At 35.4% G+C, this 23,007-nt stretch carries 13 protein-coding genes; 12 read left to right on the forward strand and 1 reads right to left on the reverse strand.

Annotated features, from left to right (window positions below; genetic code table 11):
• Positions 1 to 115: 115 nt before the first annotated feature.
• The 8 genes from BB050_RS17460 (at position 116) to BB050_RS17495 (ending at position 16,697) form a co-directional block, all read left to right on the forward strand.
• Positions 116 to 1,699, forward strand: a complete 1,584-nt coding sequence (locus BB050_RS17460; protein WP_066034481.1) for an aldehyde dehydrogenase (NADP(+)) — start codon at positions 116 to 118, stop codon at positions 1,697 to 1,699.
• 1 nt (position 1,700) lies between these two features.
• Complete coding sequence (locus BB050_RS17465) at positions 1,701 to 2,711, forward strand: 4-hydroxyproline epimerase (RefSeq protein ID WP_066034482.1); 1,011 nt, start codon at positions 1,701 to 1,703, stop codon at positions 2,709 to 2,711.
• A gap of 243 nt (positions 2,712 to 2,954) precedes the next feature.
• The gene (locus BB050_RS17470; protein WP_066034483.1) at positions 2,955 to 4,190 is read left to right on the forward strand and encodes an NAD(P)/FAD-dependent oxidoreductase; all 1,236 of its coding nucleotides are present in this window, start codon (positions 2,955 to 2,957) and stop codon (positions 4,188 to 4,190) included.
• Between the two features lie 3 nt (positions 4,191 to 4,193).
• A complete protein-coding gene (locus BB050_RS17475) occupies positions 4,194 to 5,492 on the forward strand; it encodes an aminopeptidase P family protein (protein WP_066034484.1) in 1,299 nt (432 codons plus the stop codon).
• A 1-nt stretch (position 5,493) separates the two neighbouring features.
• Positions 5,494 to 7,650 (forward strand): S9 family peptidase, encoded by a 2,157-nt coding sequence (locus BB050_RS17480; RefSeq protein WP_066034485.1) that lies wholly within the window; start codon positions 5,494 to 5,496, stop codon positions 7,648 to 7,650.
• Positions 7,651 to 7,898: 248 nt separating this feature from the next.
• Entirely contained in the window at positions 7,899 to 11,105 is a 3,207-nt protein-coding gene (locus BB050_RS17485) for a SusC/RagA family TonB-linked outer membrane protein (RefSeq protein ID WP_066034486.1), read from the forward strand.
• A 12-nt stretch (positions 11,106 to 11,117) separates the two neighbouring features.
• Positions 11,118 to 12,575 carry a SusD/RagB family nutrient-binding outer membrane lipoprotein gene (locus BB050_RS17490; RefSeq protein WP_066034487.1) on the forward strand — a complete coding sequence of 486 codons (1,458 nt, stop codon included), beginning with the start codon at positions 11,118 to 11,120 and terminating at the stop codon, positions 12,573 to 12,575.
• A gap of 270 nt (positions 12,576 to 12,845) precedes the next feature.
• Positions 12,846 to 16,697, forward strand: coding sequence for a M43 family zinc metalloprotease (locus BB050_RS17495; RefSeq protein ID WP_066034488.1), 3,852 nt, complete (start codon positions 12,846 to 12,848; stop codon positions 16,695 to 16,697).
• A 489-nt stretch (positions 16,698 to 17,186) separates the two neighbouring features.
• Here BB050_RS17495 and BB050_RS17500 read toward each other — a convergent pair whose 3' ends face one another.
• Positions 17,187 to 18,404, reverse strand: a complete 1,218-nt coding sequence (locus tag BB050_RS17500) for a M24 family metallopeptidase (RefSeq protein ID WP_066034489.1) — start codon at positions 18,402 to 18,404, stop codon at positions 17,187 to 17,189.
• 208 nt (positions 18,405 to 18,612) lie between these two features.
• Between BB050_RS17500 and BB050_RS17505 the strand changes: the two genes are divergently transcribed.
• The 4 genes from BB050_RS17505 (at position 18,613) to BB050_RS17520 (ending at position 22,961) form a co-directional block, all read left to right on the forward strand.
• Positions 18,613 to 19,893 carry a S28 family serine protease gene (locus BB050_RS17505; RefSeq protein ID WP_066034490.1) on the forward strand — a complete coding sequence of 427 codons (1,281 nt, stop codon included), beginning with the start codon at positions 18,613 to 18,615 and terminating at the stop codon, positions 19,891 to 19,893.
• A 315-nt stretch (positions 19,894 to 20,208) separates the two neighbouring features.
• On the forward strand, positions 20,209 to 20,811 hold the full coding sequence (locus tag BB050_RS17510) for a murein L,D-transpeptidase catalytic domain-containing protein (protein WP_035692211.1): 603 nt from the start codon (positions 20,209 to 20,211) through the stop codon (positions 20,809 to 20,811).
• 215 nt (positions 20,812 to 21,026) lie between these two features.
• Positions 21,027 to 22,052 (forward strand): NAD(P)-dependent alcohol dehydrogenase, encoded by a 1,026-nt coding sequence (locus tag BB050_RS17515; protein ID WP_066034491.1) that lies wholly within the window; start codon positions 21,027 to 21,029, stop codon positions 22,050 to 22,052.
• A gap of 408 nt (positions 22,053 to 22,460) precedes the next feature.
• On the forward strand, positions 22,461 to 22,961 hold the full coding sequence (locus tag BB050_RS17520) for an acetolactate synthase small subunit (protein ID WP_066034492.1): 501 nt from the start codon (positions 22,461 to 22,463) through the stop codon (positions 22,959 to 22,961).
• Positions 22,962 to 23,007 lie beyond the last annotated feature (46 nt).

The raw sequence follows: 23,007 nt of genomic DNA on the forward strand, positions 1-23,007 counted from the left end.
GTTTTCAGTCGCAGTCTCAGTTTCCAGTTTCCATTTACGGTCAGGGTTTTCGGTTACTGTGTTTACTGCGACTGCGACTGAAAACTGCACTTCACTCATTCATAAGACAAAAATCATGATTACAGGAAAAAATTACATAGGAAGCCAGCTAAAAGCAGGCGGTACAAAAACACTAAAAACATTTAATCCAATATTGAATACAGAAAATCCATGGGTTTTTACAGAGGCGACTCAAGATGAAATTGAAGAGGCAGTTACTTTGGCCAATCAAGCGTTTGCGAGTTATAAAAACTATTCGGGTATAGAAAAAGCTAAATTTTTAAATGCCATTGCTGACGAAATTTTAGCATTAGGAGACGATCTTTTGGTTCAATACTGCACCGAATCGGGTTACCCGAGAGGAAGAGCAGAAGGAGAACGCGGAAGAACAATCGGCCAGTTGAAAGCTTTTGCCGATATGCTTACAGAAGGAAGCTGGGTACAAGCGACAATAGATACTGCAATAATTGACAGACAGCCTGCCCCAAAAGAAGACTTACGCAAAATGTTAACACCTTTAGGGCCAATTGTGGTTTTTGGATCAAGTAATTTTCCTTTTGCATTCTCTACAGGCGGAGGAGATACAGCTTCGGCTTTGGCTGCGGGCTGTCCAGTTATTGTAAAAAGCCATTCTATGCATATCGGAACAGGTGAAATGGTTGCTTCTGCAATTATAAAGGCAGCTCAGAAAACCAATATGCCAGAAGGTGTTTTTTCTAATCTTATAGGTGACGGAAGAACGCTGGGCACAAGTTTGATTAAACATCCATTGGTAAAAGGAGTAGGTTTTACAGGAAGTATTAAAGGCGGACGAGCTTTGTGCGATTTAGCGGCACAGCGTCCAGAACCAATTCCGGTATTTGCCGAAATGGGAAGTATTAATCCAGTAGTATTATTACCTAATGCTTTGAAAAAAAACAGCCAAAAATGGGCGTCAGCTTATGCAGGTTCGATCACTTTAGGCGCAGGGCAATTTTGCACGAATCCTGGATTATTATTAGCTTTAAAAGGAGAAGAACTAAATAGTTTTGCTGAAGATCTTAATGAGGCAATAGAAAAAATTCAGCCAGGCTGTATGCTTCATCCTTCTATTTACGCTGATTTTAATAATGGAATTTCAAAAATAGAAGAACAGAACGGAGTTTCAAAAATAGCTCAATTCAAAGGAGAGACAACACCAAATCATGGAGTCCCTACTGTTTTAAAAGTTTACGGAAAAGAGTTCTTGAAAAATAAAGTATTGCACAATGAGGTTTTTGGTCCTTTTTCAATTTTAATTGAATGCGAAAATGAAGCCGAATTAATAGAAGTAATTTCTAAGCTGGAAGGACAGCTTACAGGAACAATTATCAGTGAGGAAAATGAAATTGAAACTCATAAAGGAGTAATTGCCGCTTTACAGAATCGCGTAGGACGTTTAATTTATAATGGTGTGCCTACAGGAGTAGAAGTTTGCGCTTCGATGCTTCATGGCGGACCTTATCCTGCATCATCAGATTCACGTTATACAGCGGTAGGCATACATGCGGTTTACAGATGGGTACGCCCGATTAGTTTTCAGAATTGGCCAGATCATTTACTGCCAGCAGAATTGCAAAATGAAAACCCGCTGCAAATTGTTCGTACCGTAAATAATAAACTAACACTATCTCAAATATAAAATGGTAAAGAAAACTTTTTTTTGCGTAGATGCTCATACATGCGGGAATCCAGTTAGGGTTGTTGCTGGCGGAGGACCTAATTTGCAAGGCGATTCGATGAGCGAAAAACGGCAGCATTTCTTAAAAGAATATGACTGGATTCGTAAAGGATTAATGTTTGAACCTAGAGGACACGATATGATGAGCGGAAGTATTTTGTATCCGCCAACTAATCCTGATAATGATTTTGGAATTCTTTTTATAGAAACTTCAGGCTGTCTGCCAATGTGTGGACATGGAACAATTGGAACTATTACAATTGCTGTCGAAGAAGGTTTGGTTACTCCAAAAGTTCCCGGAATTATCAAAATGGAAGCACCAGCAGGTTTAGTGCATATCGAATATCAGCAGACTGGCAAAAAAGTAGATTGGGTACGTCTGACCAACGTTAAATCTTATCTGGCTGCAGAAGGACTTACCATTGATTGTCCAGAATTGGGCGAAATTGTTTTTGATGTAGCTTACGGAGGAAATTACTACGCCATTGTCGATCCACAAAAGAATTTTTCTGGAGTTCAGGACTTTACAGCAAGCAAAATTGTTCAGTATAGTCAGGAAGTACGCAAAAAGATTAATGAAAAATATCCAGATCATTTCATCCATCCAGAGAATGATACCATTAGAGATGTATCACATATGTTATGGACGGGATCGCCTATAGATGAGACTTCATCAGGAAGAAATGCCGTTTTTTATGGCGACAAAGCGATTGACCGTTCGCCATGCGGAACTGGAACATCAGCAAGAATGGCACAATTGCACGCTAAAGGAAAATTGAAAAAAGGAGAAGAGTTTATTCACGAAAGTTATATTGGAAGTAAGTTTATTGGAAAAGTGGTAGAAGAAACTGCTATTGGAGATATTCCAGCTATTGTTCCAAGCATTCAAGGCTGGGCAAAAGTGTACGGATATAATACTATTATAATTGATGAAAGCGACGATCCATATGCATTTGGATTTCAGGTTATTTAAAAATCAGTGTATAATATAATTAAGCTGTTGGTCAAATTAAATTATTGTTTTTTTGAATAGTCCCTAGTTTTAACTAGGGGATTTTAGAAATTGTAAATAGGATGGCTTTAGCCAAATTAACATGGTTGTTGTTGAAGCTAAAACCATCTTTTACAATTTTAATTCTTAATGGAACATATAATTTCATCCAACAGATTTAAAATATAATTAGTAGTTCAAAGAACTCTTAACGAATTAAAATTTATGAAAAAAGTTGCTGTTATTGGCGGTGGAATTATTGGCTTATGTTCAGCTTATTATCTCGCAAAAGAAGGTTACGAAGTAAGCATATATGATGAGTCAGATATGGACAATGGCTGTTCGTACGGAAACGCAGGTATGATTGTGCCTTCACATATTATTCCGTTAGCGCAGCCTGGCATGATTGCACAAGGAATAAAATGGATGTTTGATAGCCGTAGTCCGTTTTATGTAAAACCGCGTTTAAGCAAGGATTTATTAAGATGGGGCATGCAGTTTTATAAACATGCCAATTTGCGTCACGTAGAAAAAGCAATGCCTGCTTTACGCGATCTCTCTTTATTGAGCAAAGAATTATATCAGGATTTTGCCAAAGAAAATAATTCTTTCTTTTATGAAGAAAAAGGACTTTTGATGCTTTATAAAAGCGATAAAGTAGAAGAAGAAATGCACAACGAAGGTAAAGAAGCAGAACGTCTTGGTTTAGAAGTAGATTATCTATCCAAATCTCAAGTAGCACTTTTAGAAAAAGGAACGAATACCAATGTAATTGGAGGTGTTCATTATAAAAGCGACGCCCATTTGTATCCTCAAAAATTTATGGCTTTTATCAAAGAAGAATTATCTCGTTTAAAAGTCGAAATTCATTCTAAAACTAGTGTCAAAGATTTTGTTTTAGAAGGAAATAAAATAGAAAAAATTGTAACCGATAAAGGGCTTTTTAGAGCTGATGAAGTGGTTTTGGCGTCAGGATCTTGGAGTCCGTTTTTGGCTAAAAAACTAAATATTTCCATTTCTATTTTACCTGGAAAAGGATATAGTTTTACTTTAAAAGATAAGACTCAAAAGCCTAGTATTCCGTCTATTTTATGTGAAGGAAAAGTAGCGGTGACTCCAATGGCAAATGATATAAGATTTGGTGGAACAATGGAAATTACACACACCAAAGACAATAGAATAAACGCAAACCGACTTCAAGGAATTATAAACAGCGTTAATGATTTTTATCCTGATATGAAAGTGGAAATGCCAAAAGCAGAAGACACTTGGTTTGGATTTCGCCCATGTACACCATCTGGAATGCCAATTATTGCTAGAGACAAAAAAGTCGTAAATTTGACCTTAGCAACAGGTCATGCCATGATGGGATTAAGCCTAGCGCCAGCAACGGGAAAAATTATCACAGAAATTATTTCTGGTAAACCGACTTCTGTAGCAATTGACAGATTCCAAATATAAAATATGAGATACAACCAGATTCCGGTTTCTTTGTTTATTGAAAACCGAAAAAGATTTACCGAAAAAATGAAGCCAAACAGTTTGGCTATTTTGACTTCAAATGATGTAATGCCAAATAATGCTGATGATGTTATGGGCTTTTCGCAAAACAACGATTTATTTTATCTGTCAGGAATAGATCAAGACGAAACAATTTTGGTGCTTTATCCAGATGCATTTAAAGAAGAAAACAAAGCTATACTTTTTGTTAAAGAAGCAAACGAACATACGCTCATTTGGGATGGTAATTTTTTAACCAAAGAACAGGCTAAAGCTATTTCCGGAATCCAGAATATCAAATGGCTTCACGAATTTGAAAAGACTTTACAACTGTTTGCCTTTGAGTCAGATATTTTTTATTTAGGTCACAATGAGCATATCAAAAGGGTAACTGCTGAAATTGAAACCAGACAGGACCGAATGATAAAATGGTGTAAAGAAAAATATCCATTGCATCAATATGAGCGTGTGGCAAAAATAACCCGCGAATTGCGTCCAATTAAATCAGATTTGGAAGTTGATTTAATCAAAAAAGCAACTGCGATTAGTGTTGAAGGTTTTCAAAGAGTTTTAGGCGCAATTCGTCCTAATATTAAAGAATATGAGTTAGAAGCCGAACTTTTATATGCAACCGTAAAAAACGGAGGAACGAGACAAGCATTTAGATCTATTGTAGCGTCTGGGTTAAATGCCTGTTCATTGCATTATAACACTAACGATGATATTTGCCGAGAAAATGAAATGGTGCTGTTGGATTTTGGAAGCTGTTATGCCAATTATAATTCGGATACCACAAGATGTATTCCGGTAAATGGAACTTTCAGTGCTAGACAAAAAGAGGTTTACGAATCGGTTTTACATTGTTTGAAAGAAGGTTCAAAATTGTTGAAACCTGGAGTTTTATCAAAAGATTACGAACTTCAAATGGCTAAGTTAATTGAAGCTGAATTGGTGAAGTTAGGGTTAATTACAGAAGAAGAAATTAAATCTCAAGATCCAGAAAAACCTGCTTATAAGAAATATTTCATGCATGGAACTGCACATCATTTAGGATTGGATGTTCACGATGTTGGCTTGTATTCTAGACCTTTTGAAAAAGGAATGGTACTTACCTGCGAACCTGGAATTTACATCAGAGAAGAAGGAATAGGTTGCCGTTTGGAAAATGATTATTTGATAACAGAAGACGGAAACATCAACCTGAGTGAAGCACTGCCAATAGAAATTGCAGAAATTGAAAATTTAATTAAAAACAAAAAATAAGATGAAAAAGTATTTGTTGTTTCTTTTGTTTATATGCACTTCTGTTTTTGCACAGAAGATTGATATTAACAATCTAAATTGGTTGCCAAATTCTCATTCGTTTTGGGTAAGCAAAGATAACAATGTGTCGGTTTACCATGTTGATAAACTTGATAAGCAAAACACGATTTTGTCTAAAGAACAATTAGCAGAAGCTGGATTTAAAGGAGAAATCGAAGATTTAGTATGGAACGACTTAAAAACAAAGGTTTTGGTTTATGCTAATTCTAAAAAAGTATGGAGAGACAATACCAGAGGCGATTATTGGTATTTTGATTTGGCTTCAGGAAAAGGAAAGCAATTAGGCAAAAACTTGGATGCGTCGTCATTGATGTTTGCTAAATTTTCAAGCGATAATGAAAATGTTGCCTATGTCTCAAAACACAATATTTATGTTGAAAATCTGAATTCTGGAAAAATTACACCAATTACAACAGATGGTACTGATAAAATTATTAATGGAACTTTTGATTGGGTTTATGAAGAAGAGCTGGCGGCAAGAGATGGTTTTAGATGGAGTCCAGATGGAAAAAGCATTGCTTTTTGGAGAGTAGATGCAACGTCTACCAAATTTCATTATATGATTAATAATACCGATTCGTTGTATCCGACAATTATTCCTGTAGAATATCCAAAAGCAGGAGAAAAACCGTCTTCTGTAAAAATCGGAATTGTGAATATTGATTCTTTGCAAACCAATTGGCTAAACATTCCGGGAGAGCCAGATAATAATTATTTGGTTCGAATGAAATGGATTAATAATGAGTCTGTTATGGTGATTCAATTAAACCGAAACCAGAATCAAGTTACGATGTATGATTGCAATGCAAAATCAGGATCGGCTAGAGTTATTTACAAAGAAGAATCAAATTCTTGGATAGATGTTTTTGATATTTCTTCGGGACTATATGATACTTTTCCTTGTCAATTTGTGGATAATGGAAAATCCTTTTTATGGAGTTCTGATGCCGACGGATGGATGCATATTTATAAAATAAGTTTGGATGGAAAATCAAAAGAATTGGTTACCAAAACTAATTTTGATGCTTATTATAAAGCTTATAACGAAAAAACAAAAACAATCTATTTCATAGCCAGCCCAGAAGATGCCACACAGCGTTATTTATATGAAACGAATTTGAACTCTAAAAAGACAAAAAGAGTAACACCAGCTATTTTTGAAGGTTCAAACCGATATATCTTTTCTACTGACGCAGCTTACGCTCAGCATACCAATGCAAGCATTTCGACAGATTATAATCAGAGATTGATCGCTTTGTCTGGACATCAAAAGATTTATCCAAAAGAAGCAGATGTTTTTGCTGCCCCTCATAGAGATTATTCGTTAGAAAAATTTAAAGTGAAAACAGTTGATGGCATTGATATTGACGGAATCATGGCAAAGCCATTAGATTTTGATGCTTCAAAAAAATATCCAGTTTTCTTTTATGTGTATGGAGAACCAATGGCTACGGTTGCCAATGACAGCCCTTATTTTAATGAATTTATCGCTGCGTTAATTCCGAAAGGATACATCGGAATTGCTATGGATAACAGAGGAACTCCTGCAATGAAAGGATCACAGTGGAGAAAATCAATTTATAAAAATATCGGAATTATCAATACGCACGATCAGGCAATGGCGGCTAAAGAAGTTCTAAAATGGAATTTTATTGATGCCGATCGTGTAGCAATTCACGGTTGGAGTGGCGGTGGAGCTGTAACTTTAAATTTAATGTTCCAATACCCAGATATTTATAAAACGGGAATTGCGATTGCAGCAGTAACAGACCAGCATTTTTATGATAACATTTATACAGAACGTTATATGGGATTGCCTGAGGAAAATGAAGCAACTTATATTCAGGCTTCTCCTGTAACGCATGCTAAGAACTTAAAAGGAAATCTGCTTTATATTCATGGTACAGGTGATGATAACGTACACTATAAAAATGCGGAAGTCCTAATCAACGAATTGGTGAAATACGATAAAATGTTTGATTTAATGATTTATCCAAACCGTTCGCATAGCATTGATGAAGGCGAAGGAACCTCACAACATTTAATGGATACTTTTGTGAGATATACAGAAAAAAATTGCCCGCCAGGAGCAAAATAAAAAAAGTAATGTATTATAAAAAGAGGAGAATTTCAACTTGATGAAATTCTCCTCTTTTTTTTGGGCTTTCTAATTTTGACTTGGGTTAATTGTTTGATTTTGAAATCTTTTCTAAAAGGTAATATAGTAATTGTGCGATTGCGAAATTGTTATTTATAGGGTAATATAATCAGGTTTTTCGGTAATATATTATCATAATAATTATCTAAAAAGCAAAATATTTGCCACATTAATTATAAAACCATTTTATGAAATTGAAGATTAATTTTAGAAAAATTGCAGTGCTCTTTTTTGTACTGTTGACTAAACTGACCTTTGCCCAAGATCGGGTTGTGTCAGGAATTGTTTCAGATGAGAATGGAGTGCCTTTGCCAGGCGTAAGCATACTGGTTAAGGGAACTCAGAATGGCTCTCAGACTGATTTTGATGGAAAATATTCAATAAAAGCTGAAGCAAATGCTGTGCTTGTGTTTAGTTTTATTGGAATGCAGACTAAAGAAGTTCAAGCACGCGATAAAAACGTAAACGTAAAAATGTCTGCAGGCTCTACGCAATTACAAGAAATTGTAGTTACGGCTTTGGGACTTAAAAGAGAGAAAAAATCTTTGGGTTATGCTACACAAGAAATAAATGGAGATCAGCTAACAAAAATAAATACAGGTAACGTCTCAAATAATATTTCTGGAAAAATTGCCGGTGTAGAAATTAGAAGAAATAATAATATTGGCGGTTCTACCAATGTTGTCATTCGTGGTACAACTTCCTTAACAGGAAACAATCAGGCTTTATGGGTTGTTGACGGAATTGTATTAAATAATGATAATACCAATTCGGCAGATCAAAAATCGGGAGGGAACGTAGGAGGTTACGATTACGGAAATGCCGCTTCAGATATTAACCCTGATGATATAGAAACGATGAACGTTTTAAAAGGTGCTGCGGCGACCGCATTATATGGTTCTCGAGCATCAAACGGTGTTATCATTGTAACCCTTAAAAAAGGCAGCAAAACAAAAGGAGGATTAGGATTTGATTTTAGTTCTGGTGTTAATGTTGGAGTCGTAGACAAGAAAACTTTACCAGAATATCAAAACCAATACGGAGGAGGTTATGGCGATTTTTATGGTACAGTTGATTTAGGCAGTGGAGTTCATCCTTACACAGCTACTGATGACGCGGCTTGGGGACCAAAATTTGATCCGTCATTGTTGGTTTACAACTGGAATTCGTTTTATCCAGAATTGCCAACTTATGGAAAAGCGACGCCTTATACCGCTGTAAAAAACAATCCAAATAGTTTTTATCAAAACAGTTTAACATATATCAATAGTATCGCTTTCTCGGCAGCAAATGATCAGGGAGACTTTAGATTTGGTTACACCAATTACAATCAACAGCAAGGAATTCTTCCTAATAGCAACAACAGAAAAGACAATTTTAATTTTTCTGGAAGTTATAAAGTTACGCCTAAAACCAGAATTTCAACTTCAGCCAATTATTTGACATCTAATGCTATTGGAATGAATGAAACAGGATACGGAGATGGAGGAAATAACTATTTGAGCAGTGTCAGACAATGGTATACGACTAATGCTGATTTTGGAGATCTAAAAGAAGCTTACGAAATAACAGGTAAAAACACAACATGGAACGTTGGTTCGCCAGACAATTTAGCAGTTCAGTTTCACGACAATCCTTATTTTCAACGTTATAATAACTACAATTCATTAAAAAGAGATCGCTTCTTCGGTAATGTTGTGGTAAAAACAGAAGTTACCAATTGGTTTGATATCATGGGACGCGGTGCAGTAGATTTTTACCATCAATTGCAGGAAGAGCGTATTGCTGTAGGTTCTAAAAGAACACCAAATGCTCTTGGCCAATATTCTAGATATGATAAAAATTTCCGCGAAATCAATTTGGATTTAGTATTGAATTTCAAAACATCCATCACAGACGGAATCAATTTTAATGGTATGTTAGGAGGAAACACGAGACGTTCTGTTAATAATTCTATCTACGCAGTAACAAATGGCGGATTGGTTGTGCCGGGGATTTATGCCTTGACAAACTCAATTGACCCAATTAACAGTCCTGACGAGATGCAGCAGACATTGGGAACCAATAGTGTTTATGGTATGGCAAGTTTTAATTTCTTAGATACTTATTTTCTTGAAGGAACTTATAGAATAGATCAATCATCTACTTTGCCAAAAGATAATGATACCTATTCTTACCCATCGATTACAGCGACTTATATTTTTAGCAATCATATTAAAGCAGATTGGCTTTCATTTGGTAAACTGCGTTTGAATTATGCTGAAACAGGAAACGATGCTCCGTTTGCGGTAACTTCTACGCTTTACCCTAAAAACACCAATTTTGGGCCAGGGGGAATCCGTTTTTCTACAGATAACAGCAGAAGCAATTCTGATTTAAAAAGTGAGTTGACCAAAGGAGTTGAAGCAGGTCTTGAACTTAAGTTCTTCAAAAACAGGTTAGGCGTTGATTTTTCATATTATAAAACCAATACAACAAACCAGATTCTTTCTATCGAAACTCCAACACAAACAGGATATACAAGAGCTTGGATTAATGGTGGAGATGTTCAAAATAAAGGATTTGAGGTTACAGTAAATGCTACTCCTATAAAAACTAAAGATTTCTCATGGCAAGCTACAGTAAACTGGTCAACCAATAAAAATGAAGTAATCTCTTTAGGTGGAGCAAGTCAGATTTCATTAGGATCATTTCAAGGAGTAAATTATGTGGCTGAAGTAGGAAAACCAGTAGGGCAGTTGGTTGGTTCAGGTTTTACTTATCTAAATGGAGAAAAAGTAATTCGTTCTAATGGAAGATATCTACAAAGTGCAGGAGTTGTGATCGGAAATGTAGCTCCAGATTGGATTGGCGGTTTCAATAACGTTTTGACGTACAAAAACATTGCTTTCAACTTTTTAATTGATGTGAAAAAAGGTGGAGATGTATACTCTTTAGATCAGCAATACGGACATACAACGGGAATCTACGAAAGTACAGTAAGCAATAACCATAATGGAGTTCCTCAGCGTGAACCAGTTGCTCAAGGCGGTGGTATATTGTTGGACGGTGTAAAACAAGATGGAACACCAAATAATGTAACAGCTAGTGTAACTGGAACTGATGGATATTATTTTTATAATTCTATGCCACAGCAGCAATATGTATATGATGCATCTTATGTTAAGCTTCGCGAAATAGGTTTGAGTTATAAATTACCAAAAAGATTTTTAGAAAACACATTCATCAGCAATATGGTTTTTGCTTTAAACGGAAGCAATCTTTGGATCATCCATAAAAACCTGCCATACGCAGATCCTGAGGCAGGAGCATCTTCGGGTAATTTACAAGGTTTCCAGACTGGAGTACTGCCAACTACAAAGGAGTACAGTTTTACCATGAAAGTTCAATTCTAAAAATAATAAAACATGAGAATTATAAAAACAATATTTTTTGCAGGAGCAGTTTTGTGTGCAGCAGCTTCGTGTGATAACTTAGATGACATGAACAAAAATGAAAAGGCTTATGAAACCGCTTTGCCAAGTGCGTTGATGACTAATGCACAGGTTAATTATGCTTACTTTCTAACCAATGCTTCGGTAAATTCAAACAATTTTAGAGCTTATGCACAGCATTGGTCTACATCAACGTATACGGATGAAGCCAATTATAATCAGGCGAAAAGAAATTTAGGAAGTTCGCATGCTGTACTGTTATACCGTGATGTGCTTCAAGATCTAATAAATGCACAAAAACAAATTCAAAACACAAAAGTATTAGGGCCAATTGAAGAAGGCATAAAGAAAAATCAGCTTGCTATTTTAGAAGTGCAAATTGTAATGGCTTATCAAACCCTAGTAGATTTGTTTGGGAATGTTGCATATTCCGAAGCGTTAGATATTAAAAAATTTCCGCTTCCAAAATATGACGATGCAAAAACAATCTATTTTGATTTGGCTTCTCGTTTGGACGCTGCTATTGCGGCTTTGAATGATGAAAATGGAAGTTTTGGAAATGCCGATTTGATTTTTCACGGAAATGTGGCAAAATGGAAAACATTAGCCAATAGCGTAAAACTAAAAATGGGCTTGCACCTTGCTGATGTTGATGCTGTAAAGGCAAAAGCAATGGTAGAAAGTGCTTTTAATTCAGGAGTTATGACGACAGAGGCTGATACGGCGTTGTTTCAGTACTTTTCTTCAATAACAGATATGAATCCGTTGTATGACAGTTTGGTAAACGAAAGCCAGATTAATATTGCTGAATTTTTTGTAAATGAATTAAATGGTAAAGAAGATCCGAGACGCGATTTTTTCTTCAATCCAAATTCAAAAATAAACGGTGAATATAAAGGCGCTCCATATGCAAAACAGGTTAATTATGCAGATTATTCAAATACTGGAGCAAGATTAAGACAGAAAACAAATCCAGGAGTTATATTCGATTATACCGAAACTTGTTTTTTACTTGCAGATGCGGCAAGCCGAGGCTTTAACGTTGGAGCTGATGCTGCAACATATTATACTAAAGGGATAGAAGCAAGCATGAAATTTTGGGGAGTTTCTGATGCTAATGCCCAAACTTATCTTGCACGTCCTGATGTTGCTTTTGCTACTGCTTCAGGAACAGACAAGCAAAAAATTGCTTACCAGCTTTGGATCGCTTACTATAATCGTGGTTTTGAAGCGTGGACAGAATACAGAAGGTTAGATTATCCAATATTGGTGGCACCCCCAACAGCTGTGCAAGAAGCAGAAGGTAAAGTTCCTGTTAGAAATATTTATTCCACATCTGACAAAACGCTGAATGCGGCAAATTATGAAGCAGCTTCAGCAGCAATAGGAGGAGATTTAATGACAACGAAGATTTTTTGGGACAAATTTTAATTTTGAGTTAGTTTAATTTGTTTTTTTGAGACCAGCACTTTCTAAGCGCTGGTTTTTTTGTTTTTAACAGTATTTGCAAGGGTAGCCTGATGTTTTTTAATATGTTTTGTAAGGTTTGTTTTTAGTGCTTTATTATAAATATTTTTTTATTATGTGTTTTTTTATGGTTAAAAATATGATAATTATGTATTAATTCTGATTAAAATACTATCAGAAAGATAAAAGCTTGTGCGGTAATTTTGATTATTACTAATTAAAAAACCTAAACAAATGAAATTAAAATTACTAATCTGCTTTCTGATTTTCAGCTCATTGAAAGTTAGTGCACAAGGTTTGCCTTGTAGAACAAGCGAAGAAAATGAAAAAGTGTATCGGAATAATCCACATGCACTTCAAGAGAAAAAGAACTTTGATGTTTTCAGTAAAAATTTTGCGGCCCAGCGCAAATCTTCCACAGCAAAAACAGCTGCAACTACTTACACAATTCCAGTAGTATTTCATATTTATGGTGATGTACAAAGCGGAAAAACAGTTACGTACGAAAAAATCGTAAATCACCTAGCTCAGCTTAATGATGATTTTAATGGACGTAATGCCGATTTTCAGACCGTTGAATCATTTTTTCAGGCACGACGCGGAACATTGAATATCGAATTTAAACTCGCTAAAAAAGATCCGAATGGTGGCTGTACGACAGGAGTAGTTTTTCATCCAACTAAGAATGGTTACGGAAATGGAGGCGGATATGATGACCAAATCGCTGCGGATGCTTGGGATAATACCAAATACATGAATGTCTATATACAAAATGATCTTTACAATGACGGAGCAACGAATAATTCTGGAGTTGCTTGGTATCCTAATTCAGACATGACGGCAAACAATACAGCTCGTGTTGTTTTTAATGGGGCTTATTTATATGACAACTCCTATAGTAAAGAATTCTCTGCAACACTTACCCACGAATTCGGACATTTTCTCAATCTGATTCATACTTTTGAAGGAGGATGTACTGGAACTGATGAAGTTGCTGATACTCCAGCGGAAGACGGAAAACATACTTTGGGCTGTACTCCAGGAACAAATTGCAGTGGTGATAAAGTAAATTTCGAAAACTACATGGGATACAATGGAGCGCAGGGCTGTTACAAAATGTATACTCAAGGTCAGATTGACAGAATGTTGGCTGCTTTAGAACACCCTGCTAGAAAATCACTTTGGCAGGCACAAAACTTAATTGATACTGGCGTAAATGCTACAGGAAGCACGCTTACTGCATCGGCTACAGCTTTTAAAGAAGCGGTTATAAATGACGGTTCTTTTGACACTTCATCCATAATTAAATTAAACGGAACTAAAACTTTTGCTGTTTCTTCGGCAACAATGACAGCAGGAACTCATTTTACTCATACTTTTCCAGCAGGAATTACACCTGTGCTTTCGGTAAACTCCAATAATCAAATTACGGTTACGTTAACAGGAAAAGCAACTAACCATGCTTTGAGCAATAATACTTCAGGCGGCATTAGTTTTTTACCTGCAGCTTTTACAGGAGGAACAGCTGATTTATCTTGTACTTCTCTATTCTTTAATTTCAAATTTTCAGATCCATACGGAATCTTTTTTGTAGACATGCCAGATGTGACGGTTTCGTCGGCATTGACATGGAAATATTTTGAAATTGCAAAAGGTGATGATCGTGCGTTTGGCGGCTGGCGTTATGCTGCGAATGCTTTAAAAATTGAAACTTATGCAAAGAGATTAGTTTGCGAAACAGGCACTAGAAATATCTCTTTATTAAATTCAAACACAGCCGTTGGCCCAGCAAGCAATATGACCGCTCCAGGCGCATATCCAAATCAGTTAGATTTAAGAACAGCGAGTTATACCGCTTGGGACGGAAAAACAGGTTACGTAGGATTTGATTACTTAATGGATGGTCTTACTTGTTACGGATGGTTTAAGGTAAAAGTAAATGCGGATGGAGATGGTTATACAATTTTGGAATATGCTTATAATACAAAGCCAAATACTCCAATTTATACGGGAATGACTGATAAAACAGCTACAACTTTATCTCCGGATACATTGTATGAAGCTGAAGTAAATGATGGAAGCATAACATCAACTGCGACAATCGCTTTGAGTACTAATAATGGTACATTCACAAAAAGCAGCGGTACTTTTACAGCAGGAACTGATTATACTATTACTGGCGTTCCAGCTGGTTTAACTGCAGTTTTAACTCTTGAAAGCAATACTAAAACAGTACTTTCTTTTACAGGAAAAGCTACTGCACACAATACAACAAACGATGCTGTTGTTACAGTTACGTTTAAAGATGCAGCAATTACTGGTGGTATAGCTACTTTGGATACTGCGACTAAAACAATCAATTTGAAATTTGACGCGCCTTATGGAGTGTTTTATGTGAACAATCCAGATTACACGGCCAATGCAGCATCTACTTGGCAATATTTTGATTTGGGTATTGGAGATAATACTGAGTATGGAGCTTGGCAATATGCCGCAGCGGCTTTAAAAATGGAGACCTACGGAAAAAGATTAGTTTCTGAAGCTGGAACGAGAAATATATCATTCTTATCACAAGGCACTTCAATTGGAGCTTCAAGTAATTTTGCAGCGCCAGGGGCATATCCAAATCAATTGGATTTGAGAACAGCTACCTATACAACTTGGGATAATAAAACAGGATATGTTGGTTTTGAATACACAAGTAGAGGACGTACTTGCTACGGATGGATGCACGTAAAAGTGGAAGCTGGTGGAGTAGGATATACCGTTTTGGATTTTGCTTATAACACCAAACCAAACGAACCTATTTTAGCAGGAGTACAAACTACCAATACAGTATTTGCGCCAACAAATTTAACGGCAACAGCCAATGCAGCAAATTTAGAAACCATTCTTAATTGGACTAACAATGCTACGAATGCTTCAAATGTAATTATTGAGAGAGCGGGAGCAGATGATGTTTATGCAGAAATTGCTACGTTAGCTAACACTGCATCAACTTATACCAATACAGGTTTAACAGCAGGAAACACTTATAAATATAGAGCGAGAGCAAAATCTGGAACTGATTATTCTGCGTATTCTAATGTGTTTTCTGTAACAATTCCGGTTGCTCCACCGTGCACTGCGCAAGGAACAAACGGTTATGAATACATAAGTTCTGTAGCAGTAGGAAGTTTTGTAAATACATCTGGAAAAGAAACAAACGGTTATGCCGATTATACTTCGAAAGTGATTACGCTGAATCCGAATGCAAATACAAGCGTTACTTTAACTCCAGGTTTTACTGGTTCTGCTTACACTGAATATTGGGGAGTTTGGATCGATTACAATAAAAACAATCAGTTTGAAGCATCGGAAAAAGTAATTAATAATATCTCGTCAAATGGTGCGGTAACGGCAAGTTTTACGCCTCAATCATTTACAGGAACTACCAGAATGAGGGTGGTGATGAAATATAATGCTAATCCGTCTTCAACTTGTGGGAATCTAGGAGATGGAGAAATTGAGGATTATACTGTTCAAGCAGGAACATCTGTTCCGCCAAATCCAGCAACTTTGACAATTCCTGCTAATCTTGGAAATGCAGGTATATATTCATCAGGATTTTATGCTTCTTGGGCAACATCAACAGATGCTGCGTCTTATGAAGTGCAATTAAATACTTCATCAGGATGGACAGCGGCAGGAACTTCTACAACATATTATTTATGGATTCCAAAACAAGGAACTCAAACTGTATATGAATTTAGAGTAAGAGCAATAAATGGAACGGCTTTTAGCGAATGGAGCGCTTCTCATACAATCGATTTGCAATCTGGAAGCACTGGTTTGCCAGGCATAAATACAAATACGGCGAAAGCATTTACAATGTATCCAAATCCAGCGTCAGACGTTGTGAACTTTACTTTTGATAACATTGATGTCAATAAAGTGAAAGTGTCAATTTACAATAGTACAGGTCATTTGGTAGATACTGTTCATAATACAACTGTTTATTCTCTTAAATATTTAAATAAAGGAGTTTATATTGTTGTGGCTACAGATGGAAAATTTGTAGAAAAGAAAAAATTATTGGTTGAGTAATAAGTTAATTTAGTTAAAATGAGAAGGGCTGTTTACGAAAATGGACAGCCCTACTTTTTTTACCCTTTATTAATGATTTAATATTTCGCCCCGCTGGGGCTTTTTTATATTTGGAAATTGTATTTTTTCTATAAATATTCTGCTTCTCCAAAGTATTTAAAATATTAGAAAAAACTTTTGAGGAGTAGATATTTTATAAAAATCAAGTTTAAATTTAAACAAAGTCAATGGGTTTCAGCCATTGGAACGCAAAGAGAATCATCAATCATTTGTTTTCTAAGAACGAAAAATAGAGTTATGTTTAAAAATAATTGCACAAGAACAGAAAATTCAATTTACCAAAAATTAGAAAGCTTCGGAGAAGCAAAATATTTATAGAAATTGCAATTCTCAGAGATGAAAAAGCTCCGGAGGAGCGACATATAATTTATAAAGAAAAAAAGCTGTCTAAACAAACAGCTCTTTCTAAAATATTAAATCAAAATTATTTTAAACCTCTAATCCAAAAGGATTATCAATGCTCTGCATCGGTTCAGTAAACCATTTTGGACCTTCAGCTGTCATGTAAAAATGATCTTCATGACGAATACCAAATTGACCCGGCATACAGATCATAGGTTCATTACTAACCACCATTCCTTCTTTTAAAATGGTTTGATTGCCTCTTACTAAATAAGGATATTCATGAATATCTAAACCTGTACCATGACCTACACGATGCGGTAATCCTGGAATTTCATAATCACCGCTTAAACCCGCTTCTGCTAGGACTTTACGTGCGGCATCATCTACAGATCCGCATGTTGCTCCAATTTGCGCAGCATCAAAAGCTGCTTTTTGAGTTGCTTTTTCAAGATTCCAGATTTTTCTGTGCTCGTCATTTGGAGTTCCATATACATAAGTTCTGGTAATATCAGACAAATAACCTTCCAAGCGGCATCCAGTATCAATCAAAACGACATCATTATCGACTAGATTTTGGGGAGAAGTAACTCCATGCGGATATTGCGAATCTTCTCCAAAAAGAACAATGCAGAAATAAGAACCTGACGGAATACCAGCTTTAATGTGTGCCTTATGTATAAAATCAACAACAGTGCTTACGGCAATTCCAGGATGCAAAATACGAGCCGCTGCTTTTTGCACAGTCATAGTTATATCTTTTGCTCTCTGAATGATAGCAATTTCATTTGCCGATTTATGCATTCTGCAACCCGCAGTTATAGGCTGGGCGTTTACAAAACTAAAATTTGTATTTGCTTTTGAGATGGCATCAATTAGAAAAAAAGCAGCCGATTCATCTAAAGCGATATTGCCTTCAGTAATATTTTTGTTTTTTAGGATATTTCCAAACAATTCAGAAGGGCTTTCATGTTCTTCCCAGAAATTTAAGTTTCCTTCGATTTTCATGAAAGTTTTAAAAGTTCCCTCTTCAAATTTCGGAACAATATATTCAACAGTTTCGTCTTCAAAAATTATAGCGCCAACCATACGCTCAGACGGATTCCATTTTGTTCCTGTAAAATAATACAGATTGGTTCCTGCATTTGCGTAAAGCGCTTTACAATTTTGTTCTTTCATTAAAGAAACCGCTTTTTTAATACGCTGTTTATACTCAGGTAGTTCGATTGGGACAACACCAACCGTCATGTTTTGTATTTTTTCTAATTCGATGTCTACAGTTGATCCGCCAACTCCAATTGCCATTTTTTATTTTTTTTAAAGTTATTATTTAATGCACCGTAATTCGTTAAACTGATATAAAGTTCAATTTTTCAATAAAAGTAAAGCATTATTTGGATTTTGTTCTATGTTAATGTAAACTAGATAAAATATTACATTTTAAGGGTAATATAGTATCAGTTACTGCTTTGTATTGCACTTACTTTTAAAAACTCAAATAACAAGATTAAAAATGAATCGAAAATCCTTTATTATTACGCTGTTCCTTCTGTGCTTGAACTATTTTGAAGTTTCTGCTCAGGAATCTTCAGTAAATCTACTGCAAAAACTAACCGAATTATTTCCAAAAGCCATTATAACGCGAATCGATAACTTAGAAAATTATACCGAATCGTACCAGCTTATTTTAGACGAACCTCTTGATCATAAACACCCAGAAAAAGGCACTTTCCAGCATTATATTTATCTGTCGCATTTAGGTTACGACAGACCGACTGTAATTGAGACTCATGGTTATAATACAGAAAATATTAAAAGCGAAGTGAGCAGTTTATTACAGGCCAATCAGGTTGCTGTTGAATATCGTTTTTACGGAAAATCAAGACCAAATCCGATTCAATGGGAATATTTGACGAACGATCAAGCTATTGAAGATTATCATAACATTGTTACGAAACTGAAAAAAATATACACAGGAAAATGGATTTCAACCGGAATCAGTAAAGGAGGAGAAACGGCTTTAATTTATAAATCAATCTATCCAAACGATGTTGATGTGGCAATGCCTTATGTAGCACCGCTAATTAATACCTGTGAAGATCCGAGGACTATAGAGCACACGAGAACAGTTGGAACGCCAGAATGTCGAGTAAAAATAACAGCTTTTCAGAGAGCTGTTTTGCAAAATAGAGAAGCTGTCTTAGACGTTTTTAAAGGCTTTTCAGCTGAGAAAAAGATGCAATTTATGGAAGTCCCTTTTGCGGAAGTGTTGGAATATGCTGTTTTAGAATTTCCTTTTTCGTTTTGGCAATGGGGAGGAAAATGCGACGAAATTCCGCCAGTAAATGCCTCTGCAAAAGAGCTTTTTGATTATTTAAATAAAATTGTTGGAGTGGGAACTTATAATGATAAAATGTCATTTGTCTATCTGCCGTCTTATTACCAGCATTTGAGCGAATTAGGTTATTATGGTTTTGATCTTGAACCTGTTGCCGATTTGTTAACTATTGTCAAAAGCAGTTCTAATGCACGATTTGCACCAAAAGACGTTACAATAAAATATAATCCAAAGTATATTAAGAAAGTGCGCAAATATGTTGAAAACAAAGGCGATAAAATACTTTACATTTATGGAGGCTACGATACTTGGTTTTCGTGTTCTCCAACTCCGAAGCCTAATGTTGACGCTTTAAAAATGGTGCTTCCAGAAGGAAGTCATTCAACCAGAGTCAAAAATTTTCCTGAAAATGATCAAAAACTGATTATGGATACATTAAAAAAATGGCTCGATTAGAAGGCTCAAAAAAATTACTAATTGCGTTTTTGTTTCTAATAATTTCTGTCAAGTGGCTTTCCATAACAGATTTTTTTTAAGGCTTATTCGCAATAAATTTGAAGAAAGAAAGTTACATTGAGATAATATTAACACGTTTTAGCATGAAATGTGGTCTGTTAATCGAATTTTAACATATAATATTGTAGTTTTCAGATATTTATAATATCTTTAACTTATGATATGGGAATTGTATAAGATTTGTGTATAATTTTGCAACAGAAAAAATTATCAATGACCCCAAGTCATAACTATTAACTTAACATTTTGCCTGGTATGAGAGTATTTTTATTGGCACTGCTTTTTTCCTTAAGTTCGTTTACCTCATTAAGTATGTGGGACGAAGATGAAATTTTAGATGAAGTTGAATTTGCGAGACTCAATGAGCACGTAAATGAAATAAAGGCTTTTACAGCATCAAATCACAAGTATAACAATAAAATTGCTTTTCTTGTGGACATGAAAATTAAATCTGGGAGAAATCGCTTTTTTGTTTACGATCTTCAAAATAATCAAATTCTCGATCAAGGTTTAGTGGCACACGGAAAAGGTTCTGAAACTGGAATAAAAGGAGACATCTTACAATTTAGTAATGCTCCAGAATCTAACTGCACTTCACTTGGAAGATACTCTGTAGAAAAACCATATAAAGGTGTGTTCGGAAAAGCTTTTAGATTGGCGGGATTAGACGAAACGAATAATAATGCCATGAAACGTGCCATTGTATTGCATTCTTATAAAGAGGTCCCATCTGATGAAAAAGAGTATTATATCATTAACAGTCACGGTTGTCCAATGGTTAATCAAGAATTTTTAAATAGACTTTCAAAATATATAGAAAGTTCAAATTCTAAAATCTTATTGTCTGTTTATTATTAAATAGAATCAGCAAAATATAAATAACAAGAGAGCCTAGGCTCTCTTTTTTATATCAGCACATTAGATTTTACATTTTTTGCTTACCCCAAATTATTCCGCTTTCTATAAAAAAAGCCTGTTATTGGCTATAAATTAGGATAAACTTAACTTGTCTGATAAAACTTATAAAAGATACAAGTTGTAAATTAGTAGAATAGTAATTAAAAGTTTATTTTATGAAAGCAGTACGTTTTTTTGGACACAAAGATGTCCGCGTTGTTAATGATATTGAAAGACCTGTTCCTAAAGGTGATGAAGTTTTGTTAAAGATCGGCGGAGCTGGAGTCTGCCACTCCGATCTGCATATTATAGATGAAGGGACCGTTGTGGGAACCGTTTTTACGTTGGGACATGAAAATGCTGGATGGATTGAAGAAGTTGGGGAGAATGTTGAAGGGTATAAAAAAGGAGATGCAGTTTTAGTGTACGGTCCGTGGGGATGCGGACATTGCAAACCTTGCCAGCAGTCCAAAGAAAATTATTGTGATCATCAATCTGAACAAGCATATGGTGGCGGACTAGGACTGGACGGCGGTATGGCCGACTATATGCTCGTGCCATCTTCTAGACTTTTGGTGCCTATATTTGACTTAGATCCTGTTATTGCAGCGCCGTTAACAGACGCTGCGCTTACACCTTATTCTGCGATAAAACGTTCTCTTCCTAAATTAATGCCTGACGAATATGTGGTAGTAATTGGCGTTGGGGGATTAGGTCATGTTGCTTTACAGATATTGCGAGAAATAAGCGGAGCCGAAATTATTGCTTGCGATGTAACAGAAGATAAATTGGCTTTTGCTAAACAATTGGGCGCAGCTTATGTAATTAATTCTAAAGATGCTGATGCGGCAGAACAAATCCAGAAAATCACGGGAATCAAAAAAGCTAAAGTGGTTCTAGACTTCGTAGGAGCAACTTCTACCATAGATTTGGGAACAAAAGTAGTGAGTCTTGACGGAGATCTTACCATTGTTGGTCTTGGCGGAGGACATTATCAATACAGCATGAATGGTTTGCCTTTTGGCGTAAGCATGACTAATCCTTATTGGGGATCAAGGACAGAATTGATGGAAGTGGTGGGTATGGCAAGACAAAAGAAAATTCATATCGAAATTGAAAAACATAAACTTGATGATGCCAACGAAGTTTACGAGCGAATGAGACAAGGTAAAATAAAAGGCAGAGCTGTTTTAATACCTTAAATTTATACAGCAAAAAAATCCGTTCTGAGAAACGGATTTTTGTTTGTTAGAATAATAGTTTGCAGATTAAAAAATATCAATATATTTGCGCATCAGATCAAACAAATGAGAAACATCATTAACATCGCGGTTATTATTACCATTATTATCATTCGATAGTGGTGAAGGGATGTTATATAAATAAGTAAAAATACAATTTAGAAAAACCTCCCCTTAGCGGGAGGTTTTTTTGTTTACAGCAAGCATGAAAAATTCAATTCAGAATAGCATTATTATTTCAATTATCATTATTCGTATCACATGACGAGTCAGGATTCTATTGTCTATCAAAAAAAGCCTTTCTCAGTCAAAATGTGAAAGGCTTTTTTATTTCTCAGCAACTCATTCAAACACAAATAAAAATCAACAATGAAAAACGAATTTACTCTAACCATTTATTCAGAAGATCAAATCAGATTAATAAGCAAATTATCGAGTATGTTTTTAAGAAAACAAATTCAGATTTTGAGCCTTAATATGTCTATTTGCGAAATAGAAAATATGTATAGACATACCATCGTAATAAATGAAACGTTGGATCAAGTCATCAATTTAACGGCGCAAATAGAGAAAGTCATTGAAGTTTATAAATGCTATTATTCGTTGAATGAAGAGATTGTTTTTAAACAAACCGCATTATTTAAAATTCCTACGGCATTAGTTATGCAAGACCCAGAAACGGAAGTGTTATTTAAAGAAAATGATCTTAAAATTTCAGAAATTCAAAAAGAGTATACCGTATTGCAAGCCACAGGAACAGATGACGAAATAGTATATTTGACTGAAAAATTAAAGCCGTTAGGATTAATTGAATTTGTGAAAAGCTCAAGAATTGCTCTTTCAAAATCGGATAAAGGTTTTTGCGCATAAATTAAAGAATAATGGAAGACCTATTGTTGTCGGTTTCTGTTTTTTC

The sequence above is a fragment of the Flavobacterium anhuiense genome (assembly GCF_001705175.1).
Taxonomy (GTDB): domain Bacteria; phylum Bacteroidota; class Bacteroidia; order Flavobacteriales; family Flavobacteriaceae; genus Flavobacterium; species Flavobacterium anhuiense.

What these genes read in the sequence shown, in the direction of transcription:
- BB050_RS17500 (WP_066034489.1), bottom strand. Translation starts at nt 18,404, where the DNA reads ATGGCAATTGGAGTTGGCGGATCAACTGTAGACATCGAATTAGAAAAA.
- BB050_RS17505 (WP_066034490.1), top strand. Translation starts at nt 18,613, where the DNA reads ATGAATCGAAAATCCTTTATTATTACGCTGTTCCTTCTGTGCTTGAAC.
- BB050_RS17510 (WP_035692211.1), top strand. Translation starts at nt 20,209, where the DNA reads ATGAGAGTATTTTTATTGGCACTGCTTTTTTCCTTAAGTTCGTTTACC.
- BB050_RS17470 (WP_066034483.1), top strand. Translation starts at nt 2,955, where the DNA reads ATGAAAAAAGTTGCTGTTATTGGCGGTGGAATTATTGGCTTATGTTCA.
- BB050_RS17465 (WP_066034482.1), top strand. Translation starts at nt 1,701, where the DNA reads ATGGTAAAGAAAACTTTTTTTTGCGTAGATGCTCATACATGCGGGAAT.
- BB050_RS17480 (WP_066034485.1), top strand. Translation starts at nt 5,494, where the DNA reads ATGAAAAAGTATTTGTTGTTTCTTTTGTTTATATGCACTTCTGTTTTT.
- BB050_RS17460 (WP_066034481.1), top strand. Translation starts at nt 116, where the DNA reads ATGATTACAGGAAAAAATTACATAGGAAGCCAGCTAAAAGCAGGCGGT.
- BB050_RS17515 (WP_066034491.1), top strand. Translation starts at nt 21,027, where the DNA reads ATGAAAGCAGTACGTTTTTTTGGACACAAAGATGTCCGCGTTGTTAAT.
- BB050_RS17485 (WP_066034486.1), top strand. Translation starts at nt 7,899, where the DNA reads ATGAAATTGAAGATTAATTTTAGAAAAATTGCAGTGCTCTTTTTTGTA.
- BB050_RS17475 (WP_066034484.1), top strand. Translation starts at nt 4,194, where the DNA reads ATGAGATACAACCAGATTCCGGTTTCTTTGTTTATTGAAAACCGAAAA.
- BB050_RS17490 (WP_066034487.1), top strand. Translation starts at nt 11,118, where the DNA reads ATGAGAATTATAAAAACAATATTTTTTGCAGGAGCAGTTTTGTGTGCA.
- BB050_RS17520 (WP_066034492.1), top strand. Translation starts at nt 22,461, where the DNA reads ATGAAAAACGAATTTACTCTAACCATTTATTCAGAAGATCAAATCAGA.
- BB050_RS17495 (WP_066034488.1), top strand. Translation starts at nt 12,846, where the DNA reads ATGAAATTAAAATTACTAATCTGCTTTCTGATTTTCAGCTCATTGAAA.